The organism is Hymenobacter sublimis, assembly GCF_023101345.1.
Lineage (GTDB): Bacteria > Bacteroidota > Bacteroidia > Cytophagales > Hymenobacteraceae > Hymenobacter > Hymenobacter sublimis.
The window spans coordinates 1,464,194-1,483,562 of the sequence record NZ_CP095848.1 but is presented as its reverse complement, the minus strand read 5'-3'; the positions used below and the strand labels follow the sequence as shown (position 1 = coordinate 1,483,562).

Annotated in this window: 14 protein-coding genes and 1 riboswitch; of the genes, 10 read left to right on the top strand and 4 right to left on the bottom strand. The window is 60.8% G+C overall.

Annotated features, from left to right (window positions below):
- Positions 1-270 precede the first annotated feature (270 nt).
- From MWH26_RS06245 to MWH26_RS20190, 9 genes are all read left to right on the top strand, one after another.
- A complete protein-coding gene (locus tag MWH26_RS06245; RefSeq protein WP_247976516.1) occupies positions 271-1,038 on the top strand; it encodes a phosphoadenylyl-sulfate reductase in 768 nt (255 codons plus the stop codon).
- 168 nt (positions 1,039-1,206) lie between these two features.
- Entirely contained in the window at positions 1,207-2,118 is a 912-nt protein-coding gene (gene cysD / locus MWH26_RS06240) for a sulfate adenylyltransferase subunit CysD (RefSeq protein WP_247976515.1), read from the top strand.
- Positions 2,119-2,215: 97 nt separating this feature from the next.
- The gene (locus MWH26_RS06235) at positions 2,216-3,529 is read left to right on the top strand and encodes a sulfate adenylyltransferase subunit 1 (protein WP_311136885.1); all 1,314 of its coding nucleotides are present in this window, start codon (positions 2,216-2,218) and stop codon (positions 3,527-3,529) included.
- Positions 3,530-3,770: 241 nt separating this feature from the next.
- Positions 3,771-4,574, top strand: a complete 804-nt coding sequence (gene cobA / locus MWH26_RS06230; RefSeq protein ID WP_247976514.1) for a uroporphyrinogen-III C-methyltransferase — start codon at positions 3,771-3,773, stop codon at positions 4,572-4,574.
- 50 nt (positions 4,575-4,624) lie between these two features.
- Positions 4,625-6,478, top strand: coding sequence for an assimilatory sulfite reductase (NADPH) flavoprotein subunit (locus MWH26_RS06225; RefSeq protein WP_247976513.1), 1,854 nt, complete (start codon positions 4,625-4,627; stop codon positions 6,476-6,478).
- A gap of 437 nt (positions 6,479-6,915) precedes the next feature.
- Positions 6,916-9,816 (top strand): TonB-dependent receptor, encoded by a 2,901-nt coding sequence (locus tag MWH26_RS06220; RefSeq protein WP_247976512.1) that lies wholly within the window; start codon positions 6,916-6,918, stop codon positions 9,814-9,816.
- Between the two features lie 138 nt (positions 9,817-9,954).
- Positions 9,955-10,731: a DUF2490 domain-containing protein gene (locus MWH26_RS06215; protein WP_247976511.1), complete on the top strand. Its 777-nt coding sequence runs from the start codon at positions 9,955-9,957 to the stop codon at positions 10,729-10,731.
- Positions 10,732-10,735: 4 nt separating this feature from the next.
- Complete coding sequence (locus MWH26_RS06210) at positions 10,736-12,442, top strand: NADPH-dependent assimilatory sulfite reductase hemoprotein subunit (RefSeq protein ID WP_247976510.1); 1,707 nt, start codon at positions 10,736-10,738, stop codon at positions 12,440-12,442.
- Between the two features lie 181 nt (positions 12,443-12,623).
- Positions 12,624-14,129: a TSUP family transporter gene (locus MWH26_RS20190; protein ID WP_311136884.1), complete on the top strand. Its 1,506-nt coding sequence runs from the start codon at positions 12,624-12,626 to the stop codon at positions 14,127-14,129.
- Between the two features lie 79 nt (positions 14,130-14,208).
- Here the strand turns inward: MWH26_RS20190 and MWH26_RS06195 are convergent, their stop codons facing one another.
- A complete protein-coding gene (locus tag MWH26_RS06195) occupies positions 14,209-15,663 on the bottom strand; it encodes an amino acid permease (RefSeq protein ID WP_247976509.1) in 1,455 nt (484 codons plus the stop codon).
- A 376-nt stretch (positions 15,664-16,039) separates the two neighbouring features.
- A riboswitch (SAM riboswitch) is annotated at positions 16,040-16,132 on the bottom strand.
- Positions 16,133-16,490: 358 nt separating this feature from the next.
- Here MWH26_RS06195 and MWH26_RS06190 point away from each other — a divergent pair.
- Positions 16,491-16,922 carry a DUF4890 domain-containing protein gene (locus tag MWH26_RS06190; RefSeq protein ID WP_247976508.1) on the top strand — a complete coding sequence of 144 codons (432 nt, stop codon included), beginning with the start codon at positions 16,491-16,493 and terminating at the stop codon, positions 16,920-16,922.
- Between the two features lie 115 nt (positions 16,923-17,037).
- Here MWH26_RS06190 and MWH26_RS06185 read toward each other — a convergent pair whose 3' ends face one another.
- Genes MWH26_RS06185 through MWH26_RS06175 form a run of 3 tightly spaced genes read right to left on the bottom strand, consistent with a single transcriptional unit; the run spans position 17,038 to position 19,350 of the window.
- Entirely contained in the window at positions 17,038-17,796 is a 759-nt protein-coding gene (locus MWH26_RS06185; RefSeq protein ID WP_247976507.1) for an EcsC family protein, read from the bottom strand.
- A gap of 36 nt (positions 17,797-17,832) precedes the next feature.
- Positions 17,833-18,297, bottom strand: a complete 465-nt coding sequence (locus tag MWH26_RS06180) for a hypothetical protein (RefSeq protein ID WP_247976506.1) — start codon at positions 18,295-18,297, stop codon at positions 17,833-17,835.
- Between the two features lie 9 nt (positions 18,298-18,306).
- A complete protein-coding gene (locus tag MWH26_RS06175) occupies positions 18,307-19,350 on the bottom strand; it encodes a Gfo/Idh/MocA family protein (protein WP_247976505.1) in 1,044 nt (347 codons plus the stop codon).
- Between the last annotated feature and the right edge of the window lie 19 nt (positions 19,351-19,369).

The following is a 19,369-nucleotide window of genomic DNA, read 5'->3' as shown; positions in this document are numbered from 1 at the left end:
CCGCCTCTGCACTACAGCATGGGTGTTGTGCCATGTTGGGCATGCCGTGTTGTTGCTAAGCGCTTCCAACCTCCTTTCTTCTGGTTTGTGCGCCCTGCTACGCGGCTGACACGGCTCTTTCGTGTAGTCAGGTTTCGGCGCACGCCCACCTTTTCGCCCGGCTGTTTTCTAGCTAGTTGCTGCCCGTAGCAGCGCCGCTATCCTGTGCCAGGGCCTTTGTTTGGCTGAAATCCGCGCCTACAACGTCGGTTTCCCTTCCTTTCTTCTGATATGTCCGCAGCAACTGCTGCGCCGGCCGTCCACGCGTTGCTGGACGACCTGCGCCCCCGGCTAATCCAGGCTTCGGCCTTGGAGCGGCTGCGCCTCGTGGCGGAGTACTTCCCCGAGCAAGCCGTTTTCTCGACCTCCTTCGGTCTAGAAGACCAACTCATCAGCCACCTGATTTTTGCCCACGAGTTGCCCATTCAGGTGTTCACCCTCGACACGGGCCGCAATTTTCAGGAAACCTACGCCACCTGGAATAAGACCTTGCTGAAGTACGGCCAGCCCATTGCGGTGTACTACCCCCAGCGGGAAAATGTAGAGCAGCTGATGCTAGCGAAAGGCCCGAATAGCTTCTACGAAAGCGTGGATAACCGCAAGGAATGCTGCTTTATTCGCAAGGTGGAACCCCTGAATCGGGCCCTGGCTGGCAAGGCGGCCTGGGTTACGGGCATCCGCGCCGAGCAGTCGCAAAACCGCCAAACCATGGACCCGGTGGAATGGGACGTGGCCCACAACCTGGTGAAGATTCACCCCCTGTTCGACTGGACCTGGGACCAAGCCGTGGCCTTCACCAAGGAACACAACGTGCCGGTGAATACGCTGCACCAACAGGGCTTCGTGAGCATTGGGTGCGCCCCGTGCACCCGCGCCATCCGCCCCGGCGAGGACTTCCGCGCTGGCCGCTGGTGGTGGGAAGACCTTTCGGCCAAAGAGTGTGGCCTGCACGCCACCGCCCACCACAATGGCCCCGACCCGGTGGTAGAGCCCGTGTGACCCCACCCCAACCCCACCCCGGTGGGGAGGGGCTTATGCTAGTACCACAACGATTTTGACTGGTAGCGTTGCCAAACCAAAGTAACCGAAGCCCCTTCCCACCGGGGAGGGGTTGGGGTGGGGTCACACGGACACTTTCCGGCGCTAAGAACTGACATCCAGAACTACATGAGTACTTCCTCTTTTGATTACCTCGACCGGCTCGAAGCCGAAGCCATCCACATCCTGCGGGAAGTAGCCGGCCAATTTGAGCGCCCAGCCCTGCTGTTCTCGGGTGGCAAAGACTCCATCGTGTTGACGCGTTTGGCCGAAAAAGCCTTTCGGCCCGGCCGCTTCCCCTTCCCGCTGGTGCACGTAGATACCGGCCACAACTTCCCGGAAGTGCTAGCCTACCGCGACCAACTAGCCGAACAGTTGGGCGAAAAGCTGATTGTGCGCAAGGTGGAAGATACCATCAAGCGGCAGCGCCTGCGCGAGCCGGGCGGCAAATACCCCAGCCGCAACCCGCTGCAGACTTACACGCTGCTGGAGGTAATCGAGGAGTTTGAGTTTGACGCCTGCATCGGCGGGGCTCGCCGCGACGAGGAGAAGGCCCGCGCCAAGGAACGCATCTTCTCCGTCCGCGACGAGTTTGGGCAGTGGGACCCCAAGCGCCAGCGCCCCGAGCTCTGGAACGTGTACAACGGCCGCATTCAAAAAGGTGAGAACGTGCGCGTATTCCCGATTTCGAACTGGACGGAGCTGGACGTCTGGCGCTACATTCAGCGCGAAAACATTGCCCTGCCCGACATCTACTTCGGCCACGAGCGCCGCTGCGTGGTGCTGCCCACCGGCCAACTCCTGGGCCTTTCCGAGCACCTGCGCCTCGATGAGGACGACGAAATCGTGACCCGGCAGGTACGCTTCCGCACCGTGGGCGACTCGACTTGTACCGCCGCCGTGGAAAGCGACGCCAGCACCGTGGAAGACATCATCCAGGACCTGCTGCTAGCCAAAGTGAGCGAGCGGGGCGCCACCCGCCTCGACGACAACATCTCCGAAGCCGGCATGGAAGACCGGAAGCGCAACGGCTATTTCTGATTATTAGAAGTGAGACTGTGAGACATGAGAGGTGAGACAGTTCCGGCTTTGCACCTGTCGACCACCCTCTTTTTCGAACTCACCCATCTCACTTCTCATGTCTCACAGTCTCATGTCTAAACAAATGGACCTTCTTCGATTTATCACTTGCGGCAGCGTGGACGATGGCAAAAGCACGCTGATTGGCCGCTTGCTCTACGATTCCGAATCCGTGTCGCTGGACGTGCTGGCGGCGCTGGAAAAGCGGCAGGCTTCCAACGGCACCGTGGATTTGGCTTTGCTGACGGATGGCCTGCGGGCCGAGCGCGAGCAGGGCATCACCATTGATGTGGCCTACAAGTATTTCACTACCCCGCGTCGCAAGTTCATCATCACCGATGCGCCGGGCCACGTGCAGTACACCCGCAACATGGTAACCGGCGCCAGCAACGCCGACCTGGCCATTGTGCTGGTGGATGCCCGCCAGGGTGTCATTGAGCAAACCCGCCGCCACACGCTTATTGCCGCCCTGCTCGGCATCCGCCACTTTGTGCTGGCCGTGAATAAGATGGATTTAGTGGGCTACGACGAAGCCGTTTTCGCCCGAATTGCCACCGACTACGCCGAGCTGACCAACCATTTCAACCTGCCCGCGGCCACGGCTATTCCGCTCAGCGCCCTCAACGGCGACAACGTGGTGAAGCGCTCGGTGCACCTACCCTGGTACGCAGGCCCGAGCCTGCTCGAACACCTGGAAAGCGTGCCCGGCGCTTCGGAAACCGCCGCTCCGGCCCGCTTCCAGGTGCAATACGTCATCCGTCCCCAGACTGCCGAGCTGCCCGATTACCGCGGCTACGCCGGCCAGATTCAGAGCGGCCAGTACCGCCGCGGCGACCGGGTAAAGGTGCTGCCTTCGGGCCTGGAGTCGGAAATTGAGGCCATTGAAGTAAGTCAGCAGGAAGTAGAAACAGCCTCCGCGCCGCAGGCCGTCGTCCTCCGCCTGCGCGACGACGTGGATGTGAGCCGCGGCGACTCCATCGTGCCGCTGGCCGAGGCCCCTACCCTCACCCGCGAGCTGGAAGCCACCCTGTGCTGGATGAGCGAGCAGCCCCTGTGGCCCGGCCGTAAGTTGCTGGTGCAGCACCACTCGGCCCTGTTGAAGGCGGCCATTCCGGCCATCCTCTACAAGGTGAACGTGCACACCTTCGCCCGCAACGCCGCCGACTCTGCCCAACTCAACGACATCGTGCGGGTGCGGCTGAAAACGGCCCTGCCTTTGGCCGTGGATACCTACCTCGAAAACCGCGCCTCCGGCTCCTTCATCCTAGTCGATGAACTTACCGGCGATACCGTTGCCGCCGGCCTAGTGGAAGCGGCTAACTCGGAGTACTTCACCCTACCTATCGGCCCGCCGGTAGCTTTTTCGATCTAAGGTGACGCCAGCCGAACGTCAGGCTGACGCAGGAAGCATCTCGCTTGTTGAGGCCCGAACGATGTAGAGACGCGACACTTCGCGTCTCGGCGTCAGAACGACCAGGAACCGCATAGTATACACAACGTCAGCAACGACAAGACGCGAAGTGTCGCATCTCTACATCGTTCGGGCCTCTCTTCTTGGCGGAGCCCAGGCGGCCCAAGCAAGCTACTCTGCTGACAACCATTCTCCTACCCCCATGCCCCTCACCAAACTACCTCGTCTTACGGTTCTCGGGGCCGGCCCTGGCGACCCGGAGCTACTCACGCTCAAGGGCGCGCGGGTGCTGGCCGAGGCCGACGTCATTCTCTACGATGCCCTGGCCAATCACGCCCTGCTCCAGCACGCCCGCCCCGAGGCCCTAACCGTGCCGGTGGGCAAGCGCCGGGGCATGCGCAGCCACTCGCAGGACGAAATCAACGCCCTGATTGTGGAGTACGCTCACCGCTACGGGCACGTGGTGCGGCTAAAAGGCGGTGACCCGTTTGTGTTTGGGCGGGGTCGGGAGGAAATGCTGTATGCCGAAGCGCACGGGTTGGCTACTGACTACGTGCCCGGTATCAGCAGCGCAGTAGCGGCGGCGGGCAGTGTGGGCATTCCGGTGACGCACCGGGGCCTGAGCGAAGGATTCCGGGTAATTACAGCCACCACGGCCACCGGCGAGTTGTCAGGTAGCGTGGCGGAGGCGGCCCGTTCCCAGGCTACTACCGTGCTACTCATGGGCTTGGGCGAGCTGGATGCTATTGTAGATGTATTCAGCCGACATGGGCAGGCTGATACGCCGGCGGCTATCGTGCAGAACGGGACACTACCCCACGCTCAGCTGGTAACGGGCCCGGTGGCGGAGCTGCCGGCCCTGGCCGCGGCAGCAGGTATTGGCGCCCCGGCCATCATCATCATTGGCGAGGTGACTCGCCTGGCAACTTCCGCCAGCTTGGTGGCCACGCTGCCGCCCGCCGCTTTTGCGGTTACTACCCCCGCCTCCTACGCCAAGGTAGCCTAATAGACTTTCTGTTCAGCCTCGCGCTTTTCACCGCCAGAATCCCTCTTGTCATGTCTTCCCCTTCCCTGACTCTTCCCATCGGCTTTGATGAAGCCACGCTGCAGCAGCTGACGGCGGGTCTTACGGACCGCCAACTGCTCTGGCTGAGCGGCTACCTCTACGGCCGGGTAGGCGCCGATACGGATGCCGCCGTCAGCGCCCCAGCTACGGCCGCCGCGCCCGTTACAGCAGCGGCGCTGGCTGCTCCCAGCCTCACCATTCTCTACGGCTCCCAGACCGGCAACAGCAAGAAAGCGGCTGGTATTGTGGCCGAAGCGGCCCGGCAGCGCGGCCTAACGGCCTCGGTGCGCGACATGAACGACTACCCCACCAAGGACCTCAAAACCGAGCAGCAACTGCTGGTGGTGGTGAGTACCCAGGGGGAAGGCGACCCACCCATTGCCGCCGAGGAGCTGCACCAGTTCTTGCTCAGCAACCGCGCCCCCAAGCTGCCGGAGCTGCACTTCGCGGTGCTGGCCCTCGGGGATAAAAGCTACCTACAGTTCTGCCAAACCGGTTTTGAGTTCGACCAGCGCCTGGCCGAGCTGGGCGCCAAACGCCTCCTAGAGCGGGTGGACTGCGACGTAGAATTCGAAGGCGAAGCCCGCCGCTGGGCCGAGCAGGTGCTGGGCCTACTTGCCAAGCCAGCACCGCAGGTAGCGGCTCCGGTAGCGGCCAATGCGCAGGTAAAACCCGTTGCCCTTCAGGCCCTGATAGGCGGGGCGGAAGTGGAACTGGAGGAGCCGATAGAATATACCAGTCGCAACCCCTTTGAGGCTGAGCTGCTGGAAAAGATTCAGCTCAACGGCCGCGGCTCTACCAAGGAAACCTACCACCTGGAGTTTTCCTTGGCGGGCTCGGGCATTGCGTATGAGGCCGGCGACGCCCTAATGGTGCAGCCCCACAACCGCCCCGGCCTGGTGCAGGAAGTGCTGGATGCCGCCCGCCTGGACGCTACCGCCCCCGTGCGCCTGGAAAGCTCGGAGCTGGACCTGACCACCGTCCTGACGGAGCGCCTGGAACTTTCCGTCGTGACCCGCGACGTGCTGGAACGCTACGCCGCCCTGGCCCCGCACTATCCTAAGCTGCGCGAAATCCTGGCCGACAAAGCCCAACTGCCCGCCTACCTCTACGGTCGTGATGTGGCCGATTTGCTTCAGGAGTTTCCGGTGGAGCTGTCGGGGCAGCAGCTGGCGGCGGTGCTGCGGCCCCTGCCGGCCCGGGCGTACTCTATTGCCTCTTCCTTGCTGGCTCACCCCGAAGAAGTGCATCTCACCGTGGGCGCCGTGCGCTACCAGAGCAACGGCCGCCACAAGCACGGCGCCTGCTCCAGTTTCCAGGCCGACCACCTGCTCATCGGCGACACGGCCCGGGTGTGGGTGGACTGCAACGAATATTTCAAGCTACCCCAGGACCCCAGCACCAACATTATCATGGTGGGCGCGGGCACCGGCATTGCGCCGTTCCGGGCGTTTGTGGAAGAGCGGGCCGAAACCGGCGCCTCGGGCCAGAACTGGCTGGTGTTCGGCAACCCCCACTTCACCACCGACTTCCTCTACCAAACCGAGTGGCAGCAGCACCTCAAGCGCGGCACCCTCCACCGCCTCGACGTAGCCTTCTCCCGCGACCAGGAAGCAAAAGTCTACATCCAGCACCGCCTACTGGAGCAGAGCCGCCGCCTCTATCATGAACTAGAAAACGGCGCCACCTTCTACGTCTGCGGCGACAAAAACCGCATGGCCGCCGACGTGCAACGCGCCCTACTCACCGCCATCAGTCAGGAAAGCGGCCAGGACGAAGCCTACGCCGCCGACTACCTCAAGCAGCTCCGCAAGTCGCGCCGCTACCTAGAGGACGTGTACTAGCAAACCCCACCCCAACCCCTCCCCGGTGGGGAGGGGCTCAGGTTAGCATTACAACGACTTTGTTCACGGTCGTTAGCTGACATTGCCACAGTAACCGAAGCCCCTCCCCACCGGGGAAGGGTTGGGGTGGGGTCCACCCAGCAGCACAACAAAGCGGTAGAGATGCTTCGACTTCGGCTACGCACCCTGGCTTGATGCGCCACATACTCAGTATGACGGCCTGACAACACCTCTTATCAGCTAACACCCCTCTTCCTCACTACTCCAATGATGCGCCTTCTGCCAAGACGATGTTGTAGCCGGTAACTGCTGCCGCGAGCCTAACGCGAGTAGCTGCTCCGTTTCTGCGCATTTCGCGGCCTGTATCTCCGCAGGTTTTTTCCCAGCAAAAGCCTGCTCCTACCTCCTCTTCCTTCCAGAATCTTATCAGACTAGTGATGAAGCACGCATACGCTTCCCTCCTGCTACCGGCCGTATTCCTCGCCAGTACTACCTCCCTTCACGCCCAGGAGGCTTTGATTTCCATTAGCGGGACCGTTCGAGAGAAAGGTACCCAGCAGCCGCTGCCGGGCGTGAGCATCAGCGTGAAGGGTGGCTCGGCCGGTACGCTCAGCGACGGCGACGGGCAGTTTGCGCTTAAGGCCAAGCTGCGGTTCCCGTTTACGCTGGTGTTCAACATCCTGGGTTATGAGGCTCGGGAGCTGGAAATTGCCAGCGGCAGTCAGCCCATTGCCATCCAACTGGAGTCGAAGGCAGTGGCGATGAATGAGGTAGTCGTGTCGGCGTCGCGGGTGGAGGAGAGCCGGCTGACCTCGCCGGTAGCCATTGAGAAGCTGGATATTCGGGCCATCAAGGAAACGCCCGCGCCGAGCTTTTATGACGCGCTGGAAAACGTGAAGGGCGTGCAGATGACTACCTCCTCGCTGACCTTCAAAGTACCCAACACCCGCGGCTTTAACATCCCCAACAACTTCCGCTTTATGCAGCTGGTGGATGGGGTGGATATGCAGGCGGCTACCCTCGGGGTGCCCCTGGGCAACGCCATCGGGCCCACGGAGCTGGATATTGCCAGCGTGGAAATTACGCCCGGCGCGGCCTCGGCCCTATATGGCATGAACGCCATCAACGGCATGGCCAACCTCAGCACCAAAAGCCCCTTCGCTTACCAGGGCCTGAGCGTGTACCAGAAGGTAGGCGTAAACCACGTGGATGGCAAAGACCGGGACCCGAGCGTGCTCACGGAAACGGCCGTGCGCTGGGCCCAGGCCTTGGGCGGCGCGCAGCGCTGGGCCTATAAACTGAATCTGAGCTATTTGCGCGGCACCGATTGGCTTTCTGACACCCAGAACGACCAAAACCCCCAGAACCTGTCCTCCGCCAATCCGCGCTTCCCGGAGCTGAGCGGGGCCAACAACCCGGCCGCCGACCTTTGGAACCGCTACGGCGACGATAACGCGGGCAACGTGAGCATCACCATCCCCTACCAGGGTCGCAACGAAACCTTTAATATCCGCCGCACGGGCTACTACGAGCGGGATTTGGTGAACCCCATCGTGCGCAATATCAAGGCCGATGCCAGTCTGCACTACAAGCTCACCGACAAAATGGAGCTGAGCTACGGCTACCGGTTTGGGCTCATGGATGGCGTATTTCAGCGCGGCAACAAGATTCAGCTGGATGGCGTGACGGTGCAAAACCACAAGCTGGAGCTGCGCGGCCAGGATTTCACGGCCCGTGCCTATATGCTAGTAGAAAACACCGGCGACTCCTACAACCTCAACCCCCTGGCCCTGAATCTGGACCTTCAAAACGGCTCCAACGCGTCCTGGGGCGCCAAGTTCCGCACGGAATTGCAGAGCCAACTGGGCGCCGGCGCACCCCTGGCCGAGGCCATGCGCCAAGCCCGCACCGTGGCTGATGCCGGCCGCGCCGTGCCCGGCACGCCGGAGTTCAATGCGCTTAAGAATCAGATTACCAGCACCAACAACTGGGACAGCGGCGTGAACGTGCCCGGCGCGCCCATTCCCGGCGGGGCCGCCCTTACCCAGCGCAGCCGCACCTACCACACCGATGTGCTCTGGAACCTGGGCGAGCGGGTGAAGTTCCTGGATGTGGTGGTGGGCGCCGATGCCCGCCTGTACGAGGTCATCCCCGACGGCAACAACTTCGTGGATTTCAGCCGCCCCCTCTCGGAGCGCACCCAGCCCGGCGGCAGCAACCAGTATTACAAGAAAGTGGGCGGCTTCGGGCAGGCTACCAAGCTGCTGCTCCAGGACCGCCTGAAGCTCACCGCCTCCCTCCGCCTCGACTACAACCCTGAGTTCGACCCTAAGCTGAACCCGCGCCTGGCGGCCGTGTACACGCTGGCAGCCAAGCACAACTTCCGGGCGTCCTACCAGAACGGCTGGCGCTTCCCCTCGCTGTTTGAGGCGTTGTCTTTCGTGAACAATGGCAACGTGCGCCGGGTGGGCGGCCTGGCCCGCGTGAACGAAGGCCTCAACTACCTCGACAACTCCTACACGCTGGCCTCGATTTCTACCTTCAACGCCGCCGTGAATGCCTACGTGGCCGCCAACACCGGCACCACGGCTTCGCAGGCGGCCCTGCGCCCCGAAATCCGTAGTCTGCTGCAAGTCGGTAACCTACCCACCGAGCAGCCCGAGCAGATTAACGCCTACGAGGTGGGCTACCGTAGTGTGCTGCTGGACAACCGCTTGTCCATCGACGCCGACGCCTACTACAACATCTACTCCGGCTTCCTGGGCCAAGTGGAAGTAAGCGTGCCCAAAAATACTAGTGGTCAGCAGGTGACGGTAGGTTCCGATGACGCCGTACTGGCCGCTTTGGCCACCAACCGCGCCGCCCGCCAGGACCGGTACCGCGTGTACACCAACGCCCGCAACAACTACCACAGCTACGGCTCCACCCTGGGCCTGACTTACAACTTTTACCAGAAGTTCACGGTGGGCGGTAACGTTAACTACAACGCCCTGTCTGACAACAAGGACGCCGACATCTTCGTGACCGGCTTCAACACCCCGCACTGGGTAACGAACGTGAACTTCGGCAACCGCGAAATCGTGCGCAATGTGGGCTTCAACGTGGTGTGGCGCCGCCAGAGCACCTTCACCTGGGAAAGCCCCCTGGCCAACGGCCGGGTGCCCGCCTACCAAACCGTGGACGCCCAAGTGAACGTGCGCGTGCCCAGTCTGAAATCCACCATCAAAGTGGGCGGCGCTAACCTCTTCAACAACCGCTACTTCCAGTACGCCGCCGGCCCTACCATCGGTGGGCTGTACTACGTGGCCCTCACCTTTGATAACACCGTGCTGCGGTAGCCCCCTCACTCCAGCCTCTCCCCGTTGCCCCCTCTCCCGCAGGGAGGAGGAACTAGCTCTAAAAGCTTTTAGAAAGCTAAGACTAGAGCCCTTCTCCTTTTCCGGAGAGGGGTTGGGGTAAGGCGACTAGAACTAGCCATGAAACACCTCCTACCTCTCCTGTGCTTCCTCCTGCTGCTGACCTCGCCCCTACGAGCGCAGAAGCAGTACGTGCGCGAGCAGCAAACCTGGGTCGGTGTGTTCAACCAAACCCGCTTTTCGCCGCGCTGGGGCACCTGGACCGACCTGCAACTGCGCCTGCACGACCACTACGTGCGTGACCTCGCCCAGGGCCTGACGCGGGTGGGCCTGACCTACTACCTCACCGATGATGTGCGCCTGACGGCCGGCTACGCCTACGTGCACCACTTTGCCGAGGGCACCCGCACCATCAGCCAGGCAGAACACCGGCCCTGGCAGCAGGTGCAGTGGTTTACCAAGTTTCCGCAGGCCCGCCTGATGCAGTGGGTGCGGCTAGATGAGCGGTTCCGGCGCATCATTCAGGGGGGCACCGAGCGCACCGATGATTTCAACTTCAACTACCGCGCCCGCTACAACGCGGCGCTGTTTCTGCCCCTCACCAACAAGGGCTTTACGCCCGGCGGGCTGCAGTTTCTGCTCAACAACGAAGTGATGATGAATTTCGGCCAGGAGATTCGCCTCAATTACTTCGACCAGAACCGGCTGTTTGCCGGCCTGGTGTACCAACTGAACCCGCACGCCCAGCTGCACGGGGGCTACATGCACCTGTTTCAGCAGCTGCCCGCTGGTAGCACCTACCGCAATCAGCACACCATTCGGGTGTTTTACTTCCACAACTTCGACCTGCGGCCTACCCCGCCGCCGGCACCGACTACCCCAACTTCTGCCCCGTAACCTCATGGCTGATACTCCCAAACTTTCCGAAGTAGAGCACGTCAAGCACGCCAGCAACTACCTGCGCGGCACCCTGGCCGAAAGCCTGGTAAACCCCATTACTGGCGCCCTCTACCCCGACGATACCCACCTGATCAAATTCCACGGCTCCTACCAGCAAACGGACCGCGACCTGGACTCGGAGCGAAAGCGCCAGAAGCTGGAGCCCCTGTACTCGCTCATGATTCGGGTGCGGGTGCCGGGCGGCATTGCTACCCCAGCCCAGTGGACGCGCATGGACGAGCTGGCCGACCACTACGGCAACGGCACGCTCAAGCTTACCACCCGCCAGGCCTTCCAGCTGCACGGCGTGCTCAAGCGCAACCTCAAGAAAACCATCCAGGGCTTCAATGATGCCCTGCTGGACAGCATTGCCGGCTGCGGCGACGTGAATCGCAACGTGATGTGCAACCCCAACCCGCACGAAAGCCAGGTGCACGCGGCGGTGTATGAGGTTTCGAAGCAAATCAGCACCCACCTTACCCCGCGCACCTCGGCCTACTGGGAGCTGTGGCTCAATGGCGAATCTAAGTTCAGCAGCGTGCCGAATGAGGGCGAAGAAGACGCCGAGCCGATTTACGGCCGAACCTACCTGCCCCGCAAGTTCAAAATTGCCCTGGCCATTCCGCCCCACAACGACACCGACATCTTTGCCAACGACCTGGGCCTGATTGCCATCGAGGAAAAAGGCCAGCTCGTGGGCTTCAACGTGGCCGTGGGTGGCGGCATGGGCATGACCTTCGGCATGCCCGAAACCTACCCTCGCCTGGCCAGCCTCATCGGGTTTGTGCCTGCTGATAAGGTAGTGGACGTGTGCGAGAAGATAGTCACCATTCAGCGCGACTGGGGCAACCGCGAAAACCGCAAGTTCAGCCGCCTCAAATACACCCTGGACCGCGTGGGCCTCGACGTGTTCAAGGCCGAGCTGGACCAACGGCTAGGCTTTACCTTGGAACCCGTGCGGGCCTATGAGTTCAAGAGCTCCGGCGACGCCTTCGGGTGGAGCCAGGGCCCCTACGGTGCCCACCACCTCACCCTTTTCGTGGAAGGCGGCCGTGTGGCCGACCGGCCTGGCCACCAGCTCAAAACCGCCCTGCGCGAAATTGCCGCCTTCCACCGCGGCGACTTCCGCCTGACCGGCAACCAGAACCTAGTGCTAGCCAACGTGGCCCCCGAAGACCGCCTCACGATTGAAACCATTCTGGCCCAGTATGGCGTGGCCGTGGCCACGTCCTCGGGCCTGCGGCGCGGCGCGCTGGCCTGCGTGGCCCTGAACACGTGCTCTTTGGCTTTTGCTGAAGCGGAACGCTACATTCCGCAACTTATTGATAGATTGGAGCCTATCCTGGCTTCTCACAACCTCACCCACGACGACATTCTCATTCGGATGACGGGCTGCCCCAACGGCTGCGCCCGGCCCTACCTGGGGGAAATCGGGTTGGTGGGCCGCGCCGTGGGCCGCTACAACCTCTACCTCGGCGCCGCTTTCAACGGGGAGCGGATGAACAAGCTCTACAAGGAAATGTTGGACGAGGACGGCATTGTGGCCGAACTCACCCCGCTTTTCGCCGATTACGCCCAGAACCGCCAGCCCCAGGAGCACTTCGGTGACTTCATGGTTCGGCGGGGCTACGTGCAGGCCACCACCAGCGGCCTGAATTTTCATGAGTAGGAACCTGCTCGTCAGGTGACCACCTGAACGTCATTCCGCGCTTGCCAAGGAATCTTGCTCACTAGTAATCAGATTAGTTTGGCGACGTCAGCACGAGAGATTCCTCGGCAAGCGCGGAATGACATTCGACTTATTCTATACTGCCTCCTGCCCCTACCTCCTTTCCAACCAACACCAACCAATGCCTCTTTCTAACGAACTTCTTCCCCAGCCGGAACCGCCGCCGCACACGAGCAACCGGCTGTTTCCCGTCTTTCTGAAGCTCGAGCAGCTGCACGTACTACTGGTGGGCGGGGGCTACGTCGGGCATGAAAAACTCGCGGCCTTGCTCTCGAACAGTCCGGCGGCCGCGGTAACGGTGGTGGCTACCTGGTTTTCGCCGGAGCTAAAAGCCCTGGCCGCCCGCCACCCGCTGGTGCAGTTGCGGGAGCAGCCCTACCACACCACCGACCTTGTCGGCCACGACTTGGTGATTGTAGCTACCAACGATAAGACCCTGAATCTCAGCATCAAGTCCGATGCTACCCGTCAGCGCCTGCTCTGCAACGTGGCCGACACGCCCGAGGCCTGCGACTTCTACCTGGGCTCCATTGTGCAGAAAGGCGACCTAAAAATTGCCATCAGCACCAACGGCAAGTCGCCCACCATTGCCAAGCGTCTGCGCGAAATGCTCACCCAAGCCCTCCCCGATGAGCTACACGACGTGCTCCAGCGCATGTCCATCATCCGAGACAAGGTTGGCGGCGACTTCGCCCACAAAGTGAAGTCCCTGAACGCCGTTACGGCCGAGCTGACGGGCGGGCCGGCCTACGAGTCGCCGGCGGCGGCGCGGTGGCGGCGCATTGCTACCACGGCGCTGCTGGCGTTTGCGGCCATGCTAGTGTTCAACATTCTCTCCTACTACTTCACCTGGCAGCAGGTGTGGGGCGCCGCTACCCATTCGAACACATTCTGGCTGTTTGTGGTCATTGGGTTCGGGGCGCAGCTGATTGACGGGCTGCTGGGCATGGGCTACGGGGTAGTTACGGCCATTAGTTTAATGAGCCTGAATATTTCCCCGGCGGCGGTGAGTGCCAGCATTCATACGGCCGAAATGTTTGCCAGCGGGGCTTCGGGCTACCACCACTACCGCTTCGGCAACGTGAACAAGCGCCTGTTCAAAGTGCTCTTGATTCCGGGCGTGCTAGGGGCCATTACCGGTGCCTACCTGCTCTCGAAATTCGGGGAAACCTATGCGGCCTACGTCAAGCCGTTGCTGGCGGTGTACCTGCTGCTGCTAGGTGTGCGCATCATCTCCAAGGCCTTTTCCCAGCCCGGCCCGCGCCAGAAGCACAAGAAGCTAGGGTTGCTGGCCGCGGCCGGCGGCTTTCTGGATTCGTTTGGCGGCGGTGGCTGGGGGCCGTTGGTAACCAGCACGCTCATTGCCGGCGGCCGCACCCCACAGTACGTTATCGGCTCGGTCAGCGTCACGGAGTTTTTCGTCACGTTTGCCAGCGCCGTCACGTTTTTTGCTACCCTAGGCATCTCGCACTGGCAGATTATTTTGGGCCTAATTGTGGGCGGCGTGGCCGCTTCTCCTCTAGCCGCCCGCCTGGCCGGCCGCATTCCGGTCCGCTGGATGTTCGTGGGCGTGGGCCTGATGGTGATTGTGTGGAGTGTGTGGGCCCTGCGGAAGGTGTTTATGTAGAACCCGACGTATATGAAACCACATAAAAAAGCCTCACCGATAAACCGGTGAGGCTTTTTTATGTGGTTGAGAGCCGTATCTACGCGACTTGCCGCCGCGCTTCTTGCCCTAGCTTGCTGTGCCGCTTGCCGTAGCCGAAGTAGATAGCCAGCCCGATGGCCAGCCACACGGCCAGGCGCAACCAGGTTTCCCAGGGCAGGGACACCATCATTACCAAGCAGGTCAGGATGCCCAAGATGGGCACCAGCGGCACCAGCGGCGTGCGGAAGCCGCGGGGGGCATTGGGTTCTTTCTTGCGCATGATGAGCACGCCGATGCACACCATCACGAAGGCCAGCAAAGTGCCGATAGATGTCATTTCGCCAACTACGGCAATGGGCACGAATCCAGCGAATAGGGCAATAAACAAGCCCAGCAGCAGCCCCGATTGTAGGGGCGTGCCGAACCGCTCGTGCACGCGCGCAAACACCGGCGGCAGCAGCCCATCCTTGGCCATGGCAAAAAACACGCGAGTCTGGCCCAGCAAATCCACCAGAATCACGGAGGTATAGCCGATGATGATGGCCAGAATAACGGCCGACGAAAGCCAAGCGTAGGGCGTTTTCTCGATGGCAATGGCTACGGGAGCGGCGCTGTTCTTGAACTCGGTGTAGTTGGCCAGGCCCGTGAGTACGTGTCCAAACAGTACAAACAGCACCGTACAAATCAGTAGAGAGCCGATGATGCCGATGGGCATGTTTTTCTGTGGATTCTTGGTTTCCTGGGCCATGGTGGCCACAATGTCAAAGCCGATGAATACGAAGAACACCACGCCCGCTCCGCGCAGAATCCCGCTCCAACCAAACTCCCCGAACTCCCCCGTATTCTGCGGAATGTACGGCTGGTAGTTGGCGGGGTCAATGTACTGCCACCCCAAAGCAATGAACACGAGCACCACCGACACTTTCAGCGTAACCACAATGGCGTTAAACCACGCTGAGCCTTTAGTGCCGCGCACTACAATCAGTGTGATAACCAGCACAATAAGCATGGCCGGAATATTTACCAGACCATGTACTTCGGTGCCGTTGGCCAGCTTGGCCGTCTCGAACGGCGACATCACCAGCTGCGGGGGCAGGTGAATGTTGTACTTGCTTAGAAACTTCAGCAGATACTGCGACCAGCTAATGGACACGGCCGCCGCCCCCACAGAGTATTCCAGAATCAAGTCCCACCCGATAATCCAGGCAAACAGCTCGCCCATGGTAGCGTAGGCGTAGGTGTAGGCCGAGCCAGCCACGGGCACCATGGCGGCAAACTCAGCGTAGCACAGGGCCGAGAAGGCGCACCCCACGGCGGCTACCACAAACGAGAGCGTCACGGCCGGACCGGCATTGTTGGCGGCAGCAATGCCAGTCAGCGAAAACAGGCCCGCGCCGATAATTACCCCAATGCCAATGGCAATTAGGCTGAAGCCGCCCAGACTTCGTTTTAGGGTGTGGGCGCCAGTTTCGGCCGCCTCCTGCCGTAGCAGTTCCAATGATTTTTTGAGCATAAAAAGCAAGCGCCAACTTCCTGGTTGGCTGGTAAAAAAGAGTTCGGTTGTAGGACCACCCCAGGTGCCGACGGAAGGCATTGCGCACTGAGTCCGCTTGGTTATTAAACTAGGCTGTGGCGGTGCGCAAAAAATGCAAGCCGACAACTAAGCGGCTCTTAGACCGAAGCCACATCCCCAGAGAAAAACCACGGGCAACCTCACTACTACCTGTTTAGGCCAGGTAGCCATGCCGGTTACGCGGGTAGGCGACTTAACTTCAGCAGCAACAACACCCGCTGCCACACCACCGCTGCTCCCGAGCAGACGCGCGGAAGCGAGCGGTAAAAACTACGAAACGGGCACGACGGCAGGGGCAAAAGTCCACGGCTTGTTGTTTTTATATGGTCAGGAATTGGCACCGTTCCAGCAGTTGCGGATGGTTGCCGACGCGTCAGTGAGCCTGTCTCTCAGCGCCTCTGTATAAAAACAATCCTTTGGGCTAGAAAGAATTGATGGGGCAAAGGTAGAACCGGAATGCGGGTCCTGCAAACGAGAAGCTCAACGCCCGGTTTACCCTACCTACCGGCCTGGCTCAGGACCCAGGCGACGAACAAAACAACTACGCTTTTTGCCTACTAACTACTTGCCTGCAAGCACCTTACACGCAACGATGTATTTTCCTGGGCAAGGTTTAACTTAAAAATTTAAATTTTTTCAGAACCTGTTAAGCCCCCCTTCTGGTCAAAGTTGGCATCTGAGTTGCCTACTGACGTAGCAGAAGCACAAAAGCCTGTTCCGGACCACGGCCTGCTTCTTTCACTGAATTTAACCTATCCAACATAGCCATGAAAAAGCTCCTCGTTCTCTTCGCCGCTTTCTCCTTTTCCGCTGCGGCCGCCTCAGCCCAGACTACGCCCGTAAAAGCGGCCCACGGCCAGCACCAAAAGGGCGCCAAAGCCAACAAAACGCCCGAGCAGCGCGCCGAGCAAAAAGCCAAGAGCCTAAGCCAGAAGCTCGGCCTCACGGCGGCCCAAACCGAGCAGGTGCGCCAGCTGCACCTGGCCCGTTTCCAGGAAATGCAGGCCCAGCGCACCCAAACTGCTTCGGCTGCCAATAAGCAGCAGCGCCACCAGGCCATGAAAGCCAGCAAGGATCGGTACGAAGCTCAGCTCAAGCAAATTCTGAGCGCCGAGCAGTACACTAAGTATGCGCAGCTGCAGGCGCAAAAGCAGGCTAAGCACAAAGGCCAGCACGAGCAGCGCAAAGCCAAAAGCTAAACCTGTCGTTCCCTAAAAAAGCCCCGTTTCCTTACAGGAGACGGGGCTTTTTTGTTGGTGTAGCATCCGCGTGTACTCGCTTTAAGCCAAGTGGGACCAGCATTCATTGAGCTGTTCAGGTCGCGGGAATAGGGGTAGCAGGGGTAGCTTCGTTGGCGGCGTGTAGCCACCGCAGGCGGTAGCAGTTCATGGCCGTATCGCCGAGTTGCTCTAGCAGGCGGTAGTTGGCCACGGCGCCCACGGCGGCCCCAATGACGGGCACCAGCTGGGCCATCTTGGCCAGGTCGATGTAGTCGCGGTACTCCTGTTGGAAGGTGCGCCAGTCGAACTCGTGCACGTCGGTGGGCAGGGTGTGGCGGTAAGCGTCCCAGTTGGCCACGCGCTGGTACACGTCGTTGCGAGTGTGCTGGCTGCTGAACGCCAGTTGAAAGATGTGAAGCAAAAACAGGCGCTCAGTATAGTCGCGCACATCGTAGCCATACAGCGCCGCTACGTCGAACAGAAATTTCAGCTTCAGGCCCAGCAGCAGCGGAAAGTCGGCCAGCCCGAGCAGGAAGCCACCGGCCCCGGTAACGGCACCTTCGGCGGCAGCCGTGTTGCGGTAGTAGCGCAGGGTGCTGCGCACGGCCGCCTCGCGCTCGGCCATTGTGGCTGTTGCCTCCGGGCGGCGAGTGGTGTGCGTGGAGCCGAAGAGCACCCCGCGCACCGTTTGCTTAATGGCCGCTGTAATGGCCGCGTGCACCTTCTCTGGTAGCAAGGCATTGAGCCGAGCCTGGGCCCGCCGCGTCAGGCGACCTAGCAAGGTAGGCTTCTGCTGCATGCGGCGCTGCCAGGCGCGCAGTTCCGTAAGCGCCGGTTCTTCTAGTGCAGCCATACGAAAAGGTGCTTCCGCCACGTACACAAGGTTAGTCTACGGCTTGCCTTGAAGATACAGAATCTCCCGGTTCATAAAGATGGTATCGGGGCCAGGATAACGCTCATTGTAATCAAGCTCAACCTTGTACATCCACTCGTGGGCCTTTATTTCGCCTGATTTAACATTCTTCGCAGTTGGGGTGAACCGCACGATGCCGGTGTCGCCAACCATTACTGCCGTGTCGTAGGCGGGGCTTTCTAGGGAAGGACGGTACGTGATGCGGATTGTACGCGGCTTGCTTTCAGCCGGAGCAATGGCAGTCAGCACCCGCGGATCCACATAGACCCGGGTGGAAAATTCCTGCCCCGTAAGCACAGTGTCACGGCCGCGGGAGCTGACGGCGCTGGCCGTTGGCGGTGGTGGTGGGGTATTCTGAGCCTGCACGGCCCGTTTTTCAGAATCGGCGGAGCAGCCGGCCAGGAGCAAAGCGCAACCTAGCGCCGGAAATAGGTAGTTCATGGATGATGCTTAATCAGAGGCTGAGGGCTGGCGCAAGCTATAGATGCGCTCAATTATTTCGACCACCTTCAGGCCTTCCAGGGCATTAGTGGTGGCACAGCTGCGGTTTTGAATGGTGTCGACTACGTTTTCAATTACCTGCACGTGGTTGGCCGCGCTACCCTGATAAGAGCCGTAGTTGTTCGCAGGGTTGGTAGGGGGTAGCGGAGGCAGTTGGTAGTCGCGCAGGTGGCAGTAGTCCACTTTGTCGAGGTATTGGCCGCCGAGGCGGAGGCTGCCGTGCTCGGCGACTACCGTCAGGGAGCTTTCCAGGTTTCGGTCCCAGACGGCCGTGCTGTACTGGAGCGTGCCGCTACCCCCGCGCACGAGGTCGAAGGTTACCAGGCCGCTATCCTCGAACTCCGTGAGGTTCTGGTGGTTGAAGTCGCGGAAGCGGGCCGAGATATTGGTAACGTCGCCGAATACCCAGTACAGCAAGTCAACGAAATGACTGAACTGAGTAAACAGCGTGCCCCCATCCTGAGCCTGGGTGCCGCGCCAGCCGCCGGGGCGGTAATAGCGGGCGTCACGGTTCCAAAAGCAATTGAGCTGCACCAAATACACCTGTCCCAATTTACCCGTCTCGTAGAGTTGCTTGAGCCAGGCGGCCGGCGGCGAATAGCGGTTCTGCATCACCCCAAACACCAGCCGGTTCATTTGTGCCGCTGCGTGCACAATGGCTTCTGCATCTACTTTGCACAAGGCCATGGGTTTCTCAACGACGACGTGCAGCCCTGCTCGCAAACCGGCTATAGCTTGCGGCGCATGCTGGTAATTTGGTGTAGCTATAGTTAATACATCAGCGTCAGAACCGCTCCTAAAGTATTCATCCAGAGTAGAGTACAGCGGCACGCCGGGAAATTCAGTGGCCAATGCCGGAGCCAACGCCGCGTCTGTATCGACTAAGGCCACGAGGGTAGCGCCTGGATGGCGGGCCACCAACGCCGCGTGCCGGCGGCCAATGTGGCCCACTCCACAAATAACGAAACGAACAGCAGCACCAGAATCAGCCAAGGCAGAGGAAGTAAACGCG

Excerpts from the sequence above, each read along its gene's own strand:
- MWH26_RS20190 (WP_311136884.1), top strand. The coding sequence starts at position 12,624 with ATGCCTCTTTCTAACGAACTTCTTCCCCAGCCGGAACCGCCGCCGCAC.
- MWH26_RS06195 (WP_247976509.1), bottom strand. The coding sequence starts at position 15,663 with ATGCTCAAAAAATCATTGGAACTGCTACGGCAGGAGGCGGCCGAAACT.
- MWH26_RS06190 (WP_247976508.1), top strand. The coding sequence starts at position 16,491 with ATGAAAAAGCTCCTCGTTCTCTTCGCCGCTTTCTCCTTTTCCGCTGCG.
- cysD (WP_247976515.1), top strand. The coding sequence starts at position 1,207 with ATGAGTACTTCCTCTTTTGATTACCTCGACCGGCTCGAAGCCGAAGCC.
- MWH26_RS06220 (WP_247976512.1), top strand. The coding sequence starts at position 6,916 with ATGAAGCACGCATACGCTTCCCTCCTGCTACCGGCCGTATTCCTCGCC.
- MWH26_RS06180 (WP_247976506.1), bottom strand. The coding sequence starts at position 18,297 with ATGAACTACCTATTTCCGGCGCTAGGTTGCGCTTTGCTCCTGGCCGGC.
- MWH26_RS06185 (WP_247976507.1), bottom strand. The coding sequence starts at position 17,796 with ATGGCTGCACTAGAAGAACCGGCGCTTACGGAACTGCGCGCCTGGCAG.
- MWH26_RS06235 (WP_311136885.1), top strand. The coding sequence starts at position 2,216 with ATGTCTCACAGTCTCATGTCTAAACAAATGGACCTTCTTCGATTTATC.
- MWH26_RS06245 (WP_247976516.1), top strand. The coding sequence starts at position 271 with ATGTCCGCAGCAACTGCTGCGCCGGCCGTCCACGCGTTGCTGGACGAC.
- MWH26_RS06210 (WP_247976510.1), top strand. The coding sequence starts at position 10,736 with ATGGCTGATACTCCCAAACTTTCCGAAGTAGAGCACGTCAAGCACGCC.
- MWH26_RS06215 (WP_247976511.1), top strand. The coding sequence starts at position 9,955 with ATGAAACACCTCCTACCTCTCCTGTGCTTCCTCCTGCTGCTGACCTCG.
- cobA (WP_247976514.1), top strand. The coding sequence starts at position 3,771 with ATGCCCCTCACCAAACTACCTCGTCTTACGGTTCTCGGGGCCGGCCCT.
- MWH26_RS06225 (WP_247976513.1), top strand. The coding sequence starts at position 4,625 with ATGTCTTCCCCTTCCCTGACTCTTCCCATCGGCTTTGATGAAGCCACG.